This is a genomic window from Nocardia sp. NPDC004260 (assembly GCF_053603155.1).
In genome coordinates this window covers 1-13,751 of record NZ_JBSGEZ010000110.1, presented here as the reverse complement: position 1 = coordinate 13,751, position 13,751 = coordinate 1, and the positions used below count along the sequence as shown (strand labels likewise).

13 protein-coding genes are annotated in these 13,751 nt (G+C 65.0%); 8 read left to right on the top strand and 5 right to left on the bottom strand.

The genetic code is table 11. The annotated features are described in order from the left end of the window. Both ACWEO7_RS35380 and ACWEO7_RS35375 read left to right on the top strand, forming a co-directional pair. On the top strand, positions 1-195 hold a 195-nt coding region (locus ACWEO7_RS35380), incomplete at its 5' end, for a hypothetical protein (protein WP_452429745.1). An 83-nt stretch (positions 196-278) separates the two neighbouring features. Beyond that, on the top strand, positions 279-716 hold the full coding sequence (locus ACWEO7_RS35375; protein ID WP_280246924.1) for a helix-turn-helix domain-containing protein: 438 nt from the start codon (positions 279-281) through the stop codon (positions 714-716). A gap of 236 nt (positions 717-952) precedes the next feature. Here the strand turns inward: ACWEO7_RS35375 and ACWEO7_RS35370 are convergent, their stop codons facing one another. From ACWEO7_RS35370 to ACWEO7_RS35350, 5 genes are all read right to left on the bottom strand, one after another. Then, entirely contained in the window at positions 953-1,432 is a 480-nt protein-coding gene (locus ACWEO7_RS35370; protein WP_452429743.1) for a hypothetical protein, read from the bottom strand. A gap of 251 nt (positions 1,433-1,683) precedes the next feature. Further along, positions 1,684-2,142 carry a hypothetical protein gene (locus ACWEO7_RS35365; RefSeq protein ID WP_452429741.1) on the bottom strand — a complete coding sequence of 153 codons (459 nt, stop codon included), beginning with the start codon at positions 2,140-2,142 and terminating at the stop codon, positions 1,684-1,686. Further along, positions 2,129-2,290: a hypothetical protein gene (locus ACWEO7_RS35360; RefSeq protein WP_280246921.1), complete on the bottom strand. Its 162-nt coding sequence runs from the start codon at positions 2,288-2,290 to the stop codon at positions 2,129-2,131. The genes ACWEO7_RS35365 and ACWEO7_RS35360 overlap by 14 nt, the downstream gene beginning before the upstream one ends. A 168-nt stretch (positions 2,291-2,458) precedes the next feature. Beyond that, positions 2,459-2,620 carry a hypothetical protein gene (locus ACWEO7_RS35355; RefSeq protein ID WP_452429740.1) on the bottom strand — a complete coding sequence of 54 codons (162 nt, stop codon included), beginning with the start codon at positions 2,618-2,620 and terminating at the stop codon, positions 2,459-2,461. Next, entirely contained in the window at positions 2,617-3,819 is a 1,203-nt protein-coding gene (locus ACWEO7_RS35350) for a cutinase family protein (RefSeq protein ID WP_452429738.1), read from the bottom strand. The genes ACWEO7_RS35355 and ACWEO7_RS35350 overlap by 4 nt, the downstream gene beginning before the upstream one ends. 1,937 nt (positions 3,820-5,756) lie before the next feature. Between ACWEO7_RS35350 and ACWEO7_RS35345 the strand changes: the two genes are divergently transcribed. From ACWEO7_RS35345 to ACWEO7_RS35320, 6 genes are all read left to right on the top strand, one after another. After that, positions 5,757-5,894, top strand: coding sequence for a hypothetical protein (locus ACWEO7_RS35345; protein WP_280246919.1), 138 nt, complete (start codon positions 5,757-5,759; stop codon positions 5,892-5,894). A gap of 291 nt (positions 5,895-6,185) precedes the next feature. Further along, positions 6,186-8,084 carry a hypothetical protein gene (locus ACWEO7_RS35340; protein ID WP_452429736.1) on the top strand — a complete coding sequence of 633 codons (1,899 nt, stop codon included), beginning with the start codon at positions 6,186-6,188 and terminating at the stop codon, positions 8,082-8,084. 1,347 nt (positions 8,085-9,431) lie between these two features. After that, on the top strand, positions 9,432-11,126 hold the full coding sequence (locus tag ACWEO7_RS35335) for a ParB/RepB/Spo0J family partition protein (RefSeq protein ID WP_452429734.1): 1,695 nt from the start codon (positions 9,432-9,434) through the stop codon (positions 11,124-11,126). Then, complete coding sequence (locus tag ACWEO7_RS35330) at positions 11,113-12,069, top strand: ParA family protein (RefSeq protein WP_452429732.1); 957 nt, start codon at positions 11,113-11,115, stop codon at positions 12,067-12,069. Before ACWEO7_RS35335 ends, ACWEO7_RS35330 begins: the two co-directional genes overlap by 14 nt. A gap of 101 nt (positions 12,070-12,170) precedes the next feature. After that, the gene (locus ACWEO7_RS35325; RefSeq protein WP_452429730.1) at positions 12,171-12,566 is read left to right on the top strand and encodes a hypothetical protein; all 396 of its coding nucleotides are present in this window, start codon (positions 12,171-12,173) and stop codon (positions 12,564-12,566) included. Between the two features lie 83 nt (positions 12,567-12,649). Then, the gene (locus tag ACWEO7_RS35320; RefSeq protein WP_452429729.1) at positions 12,650-13,711 is read left to right on the top strand and encodes a DUF2637 domain-containing protein; all 1,062 of its coding nucleotides are present in this window, start codon (positions 12,650-12,652) and stop codon (positions 13,709-13,711) included. Positions 13,712-13,751: the final 40 nt, after the last annotated feature.

Below are 13,751 nucleotides of genomic sequence, written 5' to 3'. Positions count from 1 at the left end.
CGCGGGCGGATCGACGAGGTGGTCAGCCTGGACGCGGACCGCATCCTGCGCGCGATCCTCGGCCTGGTCAAAGGCCACCCCCGGGCGCAGCGAGACGCACCGCCCACCACACTAGCCGAAACTAATCGGAAACTTGTCGGACTGTCAACGGAAAAAAATGCCGTTGTTGAGCGGCGCTGCCGCATCGTGTACTGATCATCGCCTCGAGCTGGGCTTGTGGACAGCTACCCGAGACTGGGGTGTCACTGACCGGTGAGTTACCGGTAATATTCCTGTCTATGGACGAACGGGCGAAGTTCAAGCAGTACGGCGAACTCGTATCGAAGCGCCGACTGGCACTTGGCCTGACCATCGCCCAGGCTGCCGAGCGCGGCGGTCTGTCCGACAAGAGGTTCGGACAGATCGAACGCGGCGAGGGCCACGTGCCCCATCTCTCCACCTTGAGCAAGGTCGACCGCGCGCTCAAGTGGAAACCCAACAGTTCCGCCGGCGCTCTTCATGGCGACACCCCGCCCACCCCGCTCGAGAAGAAGGCCCTCCGCGAGAGCGATGTGCAGCGGATGGTTCGCCTCGAACTGGCGCTCCAGCGGTTCGGCGTCACCCAGACTCCCGCTGCTCGCAACCTCACTGCCGATGGGCAGAGCGGCTACACGTTCGATGGGCCAACGATCGACGCGCTCATCGACATCCTCAACTCATTGCCGCCGTCGTCGTGACCCGAACTGCGGCCGACAGTCGGCCCGCATCGCCTTCATACTGCGGCCAGAACTTGCGACTCTGAACGCTGCTGGGAAGACGTCGACACCCACCCCGCAGCATCAGCACGTCGCGCAGCCAACCACACCAGCGACATACAGATCGCAGTGACGGACTGTCGGACACGACATGGCCGACCGTAGGCCAACCCGGCGTTTGCGGGGCTTCACCCCGCCACAACGCTCGCCTATCGCGATCACCGCGTTGTCCCGCTGCGGTGTGGGCGAGTCATGATCAGCGTCGCGAAGAGTTCGGCCTCGTACTCGTCGTGCCGGGCGTAGGCGTTGGCCCAGCGAACGGTCCTGACCACGGCCGGCTCCAACTCGCCCTCCGCATCCACGCCCATGAGCATTCGAGCCACCTGTGCAGGTGAGGCAGGGCGGCCATGGCAGAGCAGCATGTGCGCCACCTCGTGCGCGATCACATGCCGTTCCTGGATTGGATCCGACGACACTCGATGCACGATGACATCGTCGTGCTCACGCGCCAGCCACAACCCGCACAATCCCACCGGGGCGTTCACCGGCAGCGGCCTCCGGATGATTCGGCGTCCCCGCATACGCTCCAGCGCGGCGAGAAATACCTCCACACTCCAGTTCTCCGGCAGTTCCAGCCGATCGACAAGCTCCTCCAACTGCGACCGGGTCGAGGACTTACGCCTCAAACGAGCAAACACCTAGCCTCCCCTTCTATACAGCATCGCTCCGCAACACCCGGTCACGCGACAACCGCGGCAGAGCGAAAGCATCGAAAATGCTGTGACGCAATTGGATTTGGTCCGAAATTCCCACCCACGCCCGGGACGCCCCCGAAGATCGGCGCGACAGTCACACCATCGCCCGGTCGATCCGATGGCAGCAGGTAGTCGCCGCGACCCGTCACCTTCCTGTCGGCGTGAACTGCCGGATGCAACGCCCGGCACCGCTGTCAACCTCGGCGCAACATCCCGAATGCGTTCCTGATTCGGCCTCGCGAGGGATTCCCCCATACCCCGATTCGAGGTGGCGACGCTCCATCGTGCGCCGCCGTGACACCCAGATCCGTCCAAAGCATGCCGCCATCGGCAATCGCACGCACATGAACGCGTGCCGCCACCACCAGTCCCGCGCTGGTCAACTCATCCGCCGCGGCGTCGCAGGCCACGATGATCGACCCGACGACCCGCGTGGACCCCACCACGACGAGCACGGCCTCATCAACTTCCAGTGATCGCGCCACCTCGGTCATCGTCGCGGTCAACGACCAGTCGGCACGCCAATGCAGCACCGCAGCGACATCGCCACACCGAAACAGCACCACTACCAACCCCGCGCCGGCGTGCCGCAGGCCACGGGCGCTGTCGAGCGCCTTCACTACCGCCGCCGATACCTCGTCACTGACCGACATCGACAGCGCTCGCCGTAGGTCCGCTGGCGCGGATCTCGATTTCCCGCACCCACACGCCCAGCTCATCACTGCGCGCCTGGGCAGACGGCGGTAGCCGCAGCCCGTACATGCTTTCCAGCCAGTTCTGGGGACGATCCCGGTCTTTCATCGCTGGTCCCCATGGCTGTGACGCGCATCAACGGCGGGTAAATCGCGCCCCGCGGCCCGCGGCCCTCGCAAGCCGATCACTGCCATCACCGTGACGGTCACAAGAAGTGCGATTGCGATGACTAGTGCGATGTCGTCATGGCTCATGAGCTGCCCCAGTCCCGAACCCTCAGCAGCGCTGTCCGATCGGCTCGATGCCGATGACCTTCACACCCGTTCCCGGTGTCGTGAAGCTGCCTTGCAGGAGCCAACGGTCCAGCCGCACTGGTTGCGGGGTGCCGCAGACGCGGCTGGCCACGACCGCGCCTGCCGAGGTCGTCTCCGCTTTCATCGCCCACCTCGCGAGGTGGCGATATCGCGCGACAGCGCCCCGAACCAGGCTGCGGCCTGCTGGGTCGCCCCATCACCGCTGTAGCTGGTGTGGTTGCCGACCGGGTCGGCATAGCTCAGGATCGTCGAGGGATTCAGCAGGTCGGCGTTGGCCGCCATCTCCGCTTGAACCGCTGCACTGATCTGCCCAGCCAGCTGCGGCAACTGCCGCAGCGGATCGGCCGCCACAGCCGCCACAATGCTGTTGACCTTCTCTGCGGTGGCCTGCGCCTGGCCCGCATCCGGCACCGCCGTTCTCGGGTCGGCCGCATCGGCAATGCGATCCGAAACAGTCGCGGCGGGAACATAATTGACGCCAGCGCCGTCGACCTGGATATCGTTGAGAACCACCGCCGAAGTGGCCGCCGCAGTCGTCTGCTGCCAAGCTGCGCCGATCGAACCAAAAGCGGCGAATGGATCATGCAGATTCGCGCGGGCGGCAAGCCCGGCGGCTGTGCGCAGCACCGCAGCCCGATCCGGTGCATCACAGGCCAGATCGCCAGGCGCGCAGAATTCGCTGACGCGCCCGGACAGCGCGCCGAACCCTGCTTCATCCGGCGCGATGCCACCGCTGACTGGGGGCATCGGAAAATGCACCTGCGATGTCGCAGCACCATTGGTGCCCGGCGCCGGCGAGGGGGTCATCTGTCCTGGCGCTCCGGGAAAGGGAGCACCACCCGCGGGGCGAGTGCCGTCGCTGAACAGCGCCACCCCCGCGACACGATCAGCGGGCACCGGGCCCTGCCCGGCCCCGACCTGACGCGCGAACTCGGCGGCCGCCACAGCACCCTGCGAGTAGGCGGCCACTGCCAGCATCGTCTGGGGGCACCGGGACACGACCTCCGCCGCCGTCGCATTCAGTCGCGCTGTGGCCTGGTCGACCGATGCCGCGAATGGCGCCGTACCCGGGCCCGTTCCCGGGGCACCGCCGAAGCTGGCCTCGTACGGGATGGTCAGCTGCTCGATGTCCACGCCCTGCGCGAGCATCGGTCCCACCATTGTGCCGAGCATCCCGCCGGTGACGTCCGGATTCGCTGTGGGCGTGGATTCCCCAGTGCCTTGCACTCCCAGGACCAACAGACCCGGACAATGCGACACCGGCACGGCAGCGTCCGGGTCGAGGCCGGTGGAGACGAATTCGTTACGGCTGATCTCTGCCATCGGCGGACCGCCAGGGCTACTCCCCGCTGCCGGCGAAACGGGGGTGGCCTCGTCGAGAAGCGTTGGTGGCCATGACGGCGGCTCGGCGTGGACAGGAACTGCCGCGAGCGCCGTCCCGCCGCAGACCATTGCAGCGGCGCTCAGCGCAAAGACGTGGCGCACAGTTGATTCCTCACAGCTACGGCGGCGCCGATGAACCTCAAGGCTCGCAGGTGGCACCGCGGGGTGACTCGATAAGCGGTCGGTCCGCCCATGCCGGGGCAGACCGCCGGAACACAGCGGCCCCCACGGGCATCCGATGCTCGATCTTCGAGCCCGAGCGCCCGCAGGGGCCTCACATCGGAGGGCTGTCGCATCCGGTCGCCGCGAGCACGGCACCCGGGGCGAAGGCCACGATGTTCTCACCAGCAGCCCGACGGCAATGCGGCCGCCGAACACGCCGAGATCAGAGGAACGGCAGGACAGCGTGCACGATCTGATTGACCGTGTACGCCAGCGTGGCACCGGCGTTCAAGACGAAGGTGACAACGCTCAGGACTGCACCCATGGTTGGAGATTCCTTTCCCTCGTAATCGGGCGTGCGTCCTTCGCGCCGCCCGCAGTGAGAGGCGGACGACCGCGTGGCACACGCACGCGCCGTTCGGCCGGACAAGGGATCCCTCCCCCGGACGTCCTCCCTGAATGGAATCTAAGGCGAAGAAGACTGGAATGTCAAAGGAAAGTTATCGGAAACTTTCAGGAGGGAACGGTCGAACCCCGTTGGGGCGGTATCAACGCTGGCTACTCATGGTGCGATCCGGCCCCCACGGACGGACCGTGGGTCAGGGAGGCGTTGACCGCCTCGGCGAGTCGGCTCATCTCGGGCGGGAAACACTTGGTGCGCGGCATGATTGACAGGCGCACTTCCACCTGAAGTCCGCGGCTCCGGTCCCGCCCTGCCCATCCACCCCCTTGACCACCGATCGGCGGCGTGGTTGGCGGCGGCGATGGTGCGCTGAGCCACCACGCAGTGCATCTTTCGCGCTCTGATCAACCGGCCGCAGCGTCGCTTGATGTTTCACTGCCCCCGCAGCCGCCAGGATCGGCTTAGGTTTGCCGTCGCGCGGCCCCGGCTCAGCAGGTTGGACATCATGGCGAAAGTCACTCGTCTGCAGAGCGATTGGGCACCGCCCTCAACCGCATCCCACGCCTGACATGCCCGACTGCGCGAGCGTCGCCAAACCGCCACCCGATCCACCATCGGCAGTGGCCCTCGACATGGACGACAAGGCCGTACATTGACATTCCAATAAATTTCGCATTAGTTTCTGACTCGCAGGCGGGCCCACGATCACCTCGTCACCATGTCCAACCATGGACCCACGGACTGACACCGCAGGTTCCGGGCTGGCCGAAGCAGGCATCCGCGGGCACCGGGCCGAAAGTGCTTGCCCTGCAGTCGAGCGACCCGGCGGGGTCACTTCCGCCCGCTCACTCTGCCTCCGAGTTGCGTGAGCATCGCTCCCCCGTGCAGCGATGCGCGCTGACAGCGGAAACCGACCCGGAGCACCGGGCTTCTTCCGTTGACATTCCTCTAAGATTCCTATTACTTTCTGAATTGCGAGCTGGCCAGCTACAGCCGCCTGTCAGCAGGCAGCCGGTCCTTGACGGGGACGACGGCTTCGGATGGCGCTGTCACAACCGGGCAGTTCAGGACTGGAAGGAGGGACAGGCTGACCAGTGCGATACCGACCTCGAGAAAAATTCGGGTACCTGAATCTCGCCGGAGCGGCGTGTCGTACCGAGTTTCGACGGATTCAGGTACCAGAATCGGCGCCATGGCTGAAATCTCATCGAGACGTCCGGGGCGCCCGAGCCTCGGCGATCGCCTCCAGCTGAAAGTGCGTGTCTGCCCAGAAGTTCGCGAGGCATCGAAGGTGAAGGCCAAAGAGCGTGGCATGACCGAGACCGACTACATCGCGTGGCTCATCGAACGGGACGATCCCAAGGCCAGTCCCGAACGCGAGCCGTTGTTCGCTGTACCGAACAACGCGCGGCCCCAGCGGCAGGACGACATTTCGGAATCCGCGGCTTGAGCTGAAACCCGTTAGCTGACGCTCCCACCCGGACAACCGCCGCCGGGAGGCCTTAGACCTTGGACTACTAGCAGGGAGTCGCCTACACCAAGCCCCCTCAGCAGCCGAAGCGGCTGTAGCGGTCGGACCACATGGGCCGCGCACTCAGTAACTGAATACCGACAGTTCGGAAGACCTCCCGAAATGTCGGAAGCCCCAGGGCGGACCAGGCCATGGGGCTTCCCGAAGTAGGGAGGTGACGAGTTAGCCCTCGCCACCCGAGCTGATCCGCCCTTTCCGGAAGGACCAGTTTTGCACGACAGGTCTGAGGATAGCGCACACCCAAATGCCGGTCCAGTAACACGGCATTGTGTCGCCTATCCGCACAGCGCTGCGACCTCACCGAGCGCGTTTGATCTTCGTCTTGCCGACCATGCAGCAGCAACCGCGGCCGCCGCCGATGAAAGGCTCAGTCCCGAGCACATCAAAGCTCTGGACCGCATCCTCTACGTCGCGCCGTACGTGCTTATCGACGCCGACAACACGGGCTCGCGAACAGTCCGAGATCTCGGTGATGCTCGCCGTGCGCTTGCCCTCGGTCAGGCCAGCACCATCGCCGGCACATTGCGGCCGGGGATCATCGGAGCCGACGTGGACCCGAAGTCCGCAGACGCGATCCTCGGTGACATCTGCGCCGAAGCCCTCGTCGCCTGGTGCATCACGCACAAACTCCCCTACATCGTCCGGGAGTCGGGTCGCCCAGGCGGCCGCCACCTCATCGCGATCGCTCGCGAACAGCGACAGATCGCCCAATGGGCCACATTGTGCGCTCGGCTGAGCAGGAAGCACCGTGTCGTCGTCGACAACCGAACCGGCAAGGCGCTACGGCTGCTGTCGGCTCCACATCGAATGGGATGGTACGCCCCAGTTATCGGCGCAACCATGACCACCCGTGACGTCCTGGACGCCAACCCGCTCCGGGCGAAGCCAACCAAGCACACGAGCCCGAACCGCAGCCGCCGACCGATGGCCAGCAACCGGGACCAATCCCGCTCCGGCCGTGAATACGGCCTCGCCTGCGCCATGGCGCGCCTGGACTACACCGCCGATCAGGCCTGGTCGCACGAGAGCCTGATCGGCGGCAAATCGGCGCGCAAAGGCGAACTCTGGTGGCGTCGGTACCTCTGGATGCCCGCTGTCACTGCGGTCGCAGCTGAACGCAACCTCAACGAAGACGAGGCGTGGCGGCGTGCCCAGGCTGCCTCACCGCTCGGCTGCCGCAAGCTCGGCCGCAGCGGCTGGATCGGCCTTTGGCGACGTGCCGTCGCCGAAGCAGCCACAGCACGGCCCCGGCGCTACCGCATCGACAGTGCGGAGCTCGACGAGGCAGATGCCACACGAATCGACGCTGTTCGTCGCGGGCTGGCTGCCGCGGCCGCCGCAGCTCCCGCAATCCGGGAAGCACGACCGCAACGGCGCAATAGCGTTGCGGCCCTGCTTCATGCCCTCGCACCGGCGATCGTGCGGCGCGGCGGCTCGATCAGCGGTCGCGCTCTCGCCGAACGCAGCCGTCTCGATACGCACACCGTGCGCGCCGCCGTGCGCCTCGCCCTCGACGCAGGGGTCCTCATCGTCGCGCGCGAGTACGCGGGAGGAGCCAACGACTGCCGGGCGTACGGCCCGGGCCCGCAGGCCGAGCGGTTCATCGAAATGGCCGAAAGCACAAAAACTTCCCCCACTAGCTGTAGCACCCCGCCCCCCACCGGCCGCTGCGACCCCACCCTGCAACACCGCCGCCACACCCGCGACCGCACCCACTGGCGCCTCCGCTGCGAACTGCTCCCCCTCCTCTCCCCCGGCGAAAGCCTCGCCCACAGCTCCCACCCCCTCGCGAAGGCGCTGCGCTCGCTGTGGTTTCAACGGAGGTGGTGGAGGTCTCTGTCGGCAGATGAGCAGGCAGAACGACGAAGCCAACGGCGGCAGCTCCTGCAGGAGCTGGAACCGATCGACACTTTCGCATGGTTCGATTGGCTCGCAAAACGCGAGCGCATAGCCAACGCAGCCGACCGCGTGGCTCATGGAGAAGGTTCCACCGCCGACGAAAAGCTCCTCAGCGCCGTGCCCCATGCGATGCATCGTGGGATGCGCGACCCGCGCTGGCGTACAGGCGGAACACCGGGCACGGAACAGCCTCCTCTGGCAGCAGCCTGAGCGCCGAAAGTTGTCACTTCTGGATGTGAACGGGATATGGCAGCCGGTGTAGAACAGATCGATTCGGGATGGAGCGAGATCGCCTGGCGGCCTCCACAGTCCTGTCCTCGATCGAGCCCGAGTTCGAGACACCTATCGCTCCCAACATACTGGCGCAAAACCGCATGCAGGCCGACGACGTGCACGTCGCGCTGGATGAGGCGTACCGGTCCGGACGGCGGATCTTCGACCGGCCCCGCGACCCCTACGCCTACTTGGCGTTCCTGCTCAGCTCGACGCCCGTCGACGAGCCGCCGATGCTGCTGGACCGGGCGCGGGAGGCCACAGTCTCAGCACTGTCCACCGCGGGAGCCAGATACTTCAGACCCGCAGGCTGCCCGACTTCGCACACGGTTGGATCGCCCGCACTGGCCGCGCACCGAGCCGAATCGACGTTGCGCACGAGGCCACCGGCTACGCCAAGGCGGCCGCCGTCGCTGCAGACACCAAAGCACATCTCAATGCGGTGTGTCCGGTTCCGGTCCCCTAGCCAGGGAGCGCCGCCGCTCGGTAGTAGCAGGATATGGAAGACGCGGAGGCCGCTGCGGTCTGCTGCCATAGGTGAGACCGAGGAGTGGACATCCTCATGATCCAAGGACGTAGCGTTCGCAGGTGGGCTCGTACTGCTGAAGCCTGCAGCCTCGGCCAATTTGCGTCACGTGACGCAAATCGTCATACACCTACCCCTACGCCCTTGCACTAGCCCGACCATCTTCACGCAGCAGCTACCCGCGATACGAATCGAGGGGTGGGTTCGTCGAGGCCGTCGAATTCCCGCCAGCTTCGGCACGGAGGGAGACAAGGCGCGCGTCGATCGAAGTGTAGGCGTACCTGGACTGGAAGTTGCGCCGCGCCCCACCCTTAGTTGCGCGTCGGCCGACGAGGCCACCCGCGCTCGGATTCCGCGGCCGACGCGGGGCTCGGCGTCAGGGGTGCCGTCCTCTACGCAGAGCGTATTCCATTGGAATACCGGGTGTTGCCGGACTGTCGCGCAGCGGGTGCATGCTGTAGGCGTTATGCTTCAGCTCTGCCGCGCCTTGCGGGTCTTACCCGCGACCAGTACCGGCTTCGACTCCTGGCGCGAGTTCTCTTTCGCCGCAGATCATGCAGGAGTGCGAGGACCGTAATCGGCCGACCTCAGAGCGGCACCGACATTCGCGCCTGCACACAAGGTCATCATGGTGACGACACCCACAGCGAAAAGCCCTTCGACGCAACGCTATTCCAATGGAATAGTCTTCTATAACTATAGTATGATTAGACTGGTGCCGAGTTGTTCGGCGCGACAAGCGATCCCAGGAGGTGGAGATGGTCCGCGGCAAGAGCGGCAGCGATGCTGCCGCGCGCGCGGCAGCGACAGCCGCAACACGAGCATCGCGTCCAGGTGCGATGGCTGCGGCGGCGGGGGTGATCGAGCAGGCCAAGAAGGAAGCGGAGTCGATGACACCGCTGCAAGTGGCGGAACTTCCGCGCATCTCGATCAGCCGCATCGGTGCGCACCCGCTCAACCCGGAGCATCGACACATGGCCGAGGAGGAGCTGAGCGGCCTTGTCGCGGACGTCAAGCAGCATGATGTCTTGGTGCCAGTGCTAGTCGCCACCCGCGACAAGGTCATCTCTTACGATGCGGACCTGGCTGAAGAAATCCCCGAGACCGCCACTCTCGTGTTGATCGATGGTCATCGCCGGTGGGGGGCCGCGCAACGTGCCGGCGTAACCGAGATCCCGTACTTGCTCAGGGATGACCTCGCCGATCCGGCGATCTGCGCCCAAGTGTTCCTCTCGTCGAATATCCACCACCAGAAACTGACCCCGATCGAAGAGGCGGAAGGATATCTCCGGCTTCAGAAGTACAACAAGGTAAAGCAAACCGAATTGGGGGAGCTGGTCGGCGTTAGCCAGGGACGGGTCAGCAAGACTCTCAAGCTGTTGCAGCTCCCCAAGATCGTCCAGGAAGCGGTATCCGCGGCGCGCATCAGCCCCCATGCGGCGCGAGAACTCCTGGATTTGCCGCAGGCCGAGCGGGAATCAGTCTATGCCTCTGCTATCGGAACGCTCACCGAGCCTGACGACCTGGACCGCCCCGCCCGGGTTGCGGATGCGGTGCGGACCGCCGTAAACCACGCGAAGAAGGTCGCCGACGAGGCCCAGGCGGTTGCGAAGGCTCGTGCCATTCTGGCGAGCGAAGGGCTCGACGAGATTGACCCGGAGAAGCTGTTCGGAGCCGAAGAGTGGCGTCACCAGCTCCGTGACGACGAAGTCGCCGCCGTTCGTGAGGCGGGGGAGTTGGCTGGCGCGCGTGTCCATGACAGTGGCCGCGTGACGTACTACTCCACCCCACCCGCCCCTCGCCATCGGACCGAGTCGAAAATTCCTGATTCCGAGTCGGTTAGCCAACCAGCTCAAGACGAAACGAATTATTCCAATGGAATATCGGTGCCGGGGGAGGGGACACCAACAGCGGCAGGGGAGGAGCCCGCAGCAAGTTATTCCAATGGAATAGGAGTCGCTACACCCGAAGGTGCAGCACCATCAGTGCCGCAGCCCACCCCGTCGCAGCCCTCACCCGCGGCGGCTGAAATAGAGCTTGCCCTGCGCGCAGGCCAAGACGCTCACCACGGCAGGGTCAACGCTATGCGACGCATCGTCGCCGATCCCAACCCGGCCACACTGGTAGACATCCTCGCTGACGCTGTGCTGGCGGCGGAGTGGATCGACTACGACGACGGCAGCGAGTTCGCTGCTGCTGCTGGTCAAGACATCAGCCCGACCGCAGTCGAGCACCTGCTACTGCAAGGACGGCGCCCCGACATCCACCGCGCTGCCCTGGCAGGTGCCCTCGGCTCTCTCGAAGCGGAAGCAGCACGTTCCAAGTACGCCACTGAACCGTGGCCGATTGTGATCCAGCGGCACGTGCGCCGCCTCGCGGACCTAGGCCACTACACACTCACCGACTACGACAAGACTCGACTGGGATCGGAGCACACAGATGACGACGAGTGAGACACCGACGCGGATCGTATTCTTCGGGGCGTCAGGCTCGACCGGAAAGACAACCTGTGCTGTGAACCAGGCCTGTGAATGGGCGAAGCGCGGCCTTGTCGTTCGGTTCTGGGACGGTGACATCCAGGGCGACGGATCCACCTACTTCCACTACATGGAACCGCCTTACGTTGTCGGTGAAGTCCTTGCCGAAGTCGACGCCGTTCCCGATCCCACCTCGAAGACCGGTCGGCGCGTGCCGACCATGCGAGAAATCGAGCTGACGGTAGGTCGCGAGACCGCCGAAGAGGCCGAGCAGACCGGTGGCTTGTGGTCCGATGACCCGGTGCAAGCAGAGTGGCTGCGCCGCATCAAGCTGGTCCCCTCCGGCATCGGCACGACCGGCACCACCCTCGGTGACGCAGTGACGGTGATGGAGCGTGACAGCCTGGGCCACGAGAAGGTCCTGGAAAAAATGGAGTCGATCGACGAAGGGCGTGCACCAGAGGAAATCCCCGATATCGAAATCTTCGACCTTGCAGGAACCCCGACCCCGCTGCACTACCTGGCGCTCAAGTGGGCTGCGAGGGGAGGCACCAAGGGCGGTCGATCGGGCGTGATTCTCGTGGTCACCCCGGACGACAAAGCGATGGGTAAGCACTTCCACGACGCGCTGAACCGAATCCGCGACACCGCGAAGTACCACCCCATCGAGGCGGTTGCGATCATTCCCACCCGGATCAGCTCCAATAGGGGCAGGTTCTACGTGGAGATGTACACGAACTTCAAGAATGATGCCGAGTTCAGTCCACTCGTCACCCCGCCAGTTCGGGAAGCGGTCTACGCCGGGGAGAGCTACGCCTCGCGAGAACCGTTGTTGCTGTATGTCCCGGAGGAAGGCATCACCGAAGACCAGGCCGCGGTGGCGGACTGGTTAAAAGAACACGGGGTGATCGCCGCTTGACGGCCGCCCGGCACAGGGCGACGGAGTCGCCCTCGGAAGCGCAGCTCCAGAGCACGATCGCCACCGCGATATATCGAGACACCGTCGGTGTGATCATCGGAATGCAGGACGATGTCGACTCCACCTACAGCATGCGCCGATTCCTCGAAGACATGATCACCGCCTACTGCCAGATCCTTGAGGAGAAGTACAACGACGGCAGGCAGTGGCCGTCAGCCACCAGGATCGTGCGTGGGGGAATCAACCCCGTCTCCCGGTCCGCAGGGGAGGTCACCTCGCTGCAATCCTGGGTGGCAACCGCCGTCCGAGGCCGCCTATACGGGACCGTCAATGGAATGAAGAAGCGCATACCCACCTACACCCTGCGCGACTTCCTCGAAACTGCGTCCAACCGCCACATCGCTCAACTCAAACAACAACACCCCGAGCACCGATGGCCGCCCCGCGAACACCTCCGGCGCGGCCGCCGCGCCACCCCCGATATTCCAATGGAATAGACCGCATCATCGCCACCAGTGGGGGAGACCCGCCAGCCCGGCCGACACATCCGGTGCACCACGACACATCGCAGAAGGCGTCTATGAAAGCCCCATCCGGAACTCTCGAACAGACCTCCGTCGACAACACCAACGATGCGGCGATCCGCACCGCCCGAACCTTCTGGTGGTGGGTGCTAGGGGTCAGCGCCCTCGTGAGCGTGCTCGGCAACGGCCTCCACGCTTGGACACGTGTAGCGAATCCCGGCCCCGCTGTCATCAATCCGGCTCCCGGTCTCACCGTCACTCTCCTTCCCCCTCTCGTGGCAGCACTGCTCGCAGCGATAGTCCCCATTGCCGTGCTGGTCCACACCCACGGCCTGGCGCTGATAGTGCAAGTGCCGACCAAGTACGGCTGGATCGCTAAAGGCATCGTGCTGCTCGTCGTCCTTCTGCTCGCCGGCGGGGGCTTCTACCTCAGTTGGGATGCTCTCCGGGAGCTTGCGCTCCAAGCTGGCTTCGGCATCGACGAAGCGAAGCTGTTCCCGCTTCTGCTCGACGGCTCAATCGGTGGCGCGACTGCCGTCCTCTTGACAATGCCACCGGCACGAGCCCGCACCCAACTGGTACCCACCCACGAGAATCGGAGGCTGGAGACATTCGAACCTCTCGCTCACGAGCTCGACAGTCCCGCTACCGCAGAAACCGCTGTCGACGCTCACGACGAGTCTCGCCGCCTTCTTGGCGACAACATCAGCGCGGAAACCGACGACACTGACCGTCACAGCGCGAACGATCAAGTTCCGGAGGTTTCGTCACACGGAGAGACCGTCGCGGAGCAGAATGACGACTTCGCGACCGTCGCCGTGCTCCGCAGCCTTGTCGAGCGGGAATCGAGCCTTCACACATCACGGAGCAGCACAAACCCTGACGAGCCGAGAACTTCCACCGCGGAGCCGACCCGCGACTGGGCCATCGTTGCTAAGCGCTTGTGCGCTGGAGCAATCACACGCGACCCCGAGCAAGTTGCCCAAGTTCTGTACCTGGCGTTTGATTGCCAACTCGAGCCAGGCAATGTGGCAGCCCGCGTTGGTTTGAAGGAGCGTACCGTCCGCCGTCTCCTCGACGACGCGCGACCGCACTGCGTCGCTGCACTCGCCAGCTAGCCAACTCACCGCCAGGCGTGGCGTATTCCAATGGAATACG

Bases quoted from the DNA above. Each gene is read 5' to 3' on its own strand.
- ACWEO7_RS35375 (WP_280246924.1), top strand. From the start codon at position 279: ATGGACGAACGGGCGAAGTTCAAGCAGTACGGCGAACTCGTATCGAAG.
- ACWEO7_RS35365 (WP_452429741.1), bottom strand. From the start codon at position 2,142: ATGTCGGTCAGTGACGAGGTATCGGCGGCGGTAGTGAAGGCGCTCGAC.
- ACWEO7_RS35360 (WP_280246921.1), bottom strand. From the start codon at position 2,290: ATGAAAGACCGGGATCGTCCCCAGAACTGGCTGGAAAGCATGTACGGG.
- ACWEO7_RS35355 (WP_452429740.1), bottom strand. From the start codon at position 2,620: ATGAAAGCGGAGACGACCTCGGCAGGCGCGGTCGTGGCCAGCCGCGTC.
- ACWEO7_RS35350 (WP_452429738.1), bottom strand. From the start codon at position 3,819: ATGGCAGAGATCAGCCGTAACGAATTCGTCTCCACCGGCCTCGACCCG.
- ACWEO7_RS35345 (WP_280246919.1), top strand. From the start codon at position 5,757: ATGACCGAGACCGACTACATCGCGTGGCTCATCGAACGGGACGATCCC.
- ACWEO7_RS35335 (WP_452429734.1), top strand. From the start codon at position 9,432: ATGGTCCGCGGCAAGAGCGGCAGCGATGCTGCCGCGCGCGCGGCAGCG.
- ACWEO7_RS35330 (WP_452429732.1), top strand. From the start codon at position 11,113: ATGACGACGAGTGAGACACCGACGCGGATCGTATTCTTCGGGGCGTCA.
- ACWEO7_RS35325 (WP_452429730.1), top strand. From the start codon at position 12,171: ATGCAGGACGATGTCGACTCCACCTACAGCATGCGCCGATTCCTCGAA.
- ACWEO7_RS35320 (WP_452429729.1), top strand. From the start codon at position 12,650: ATGAAAGCCCCATCCGGAACTCTCGAACAGACCTCCGTCGACAACACC.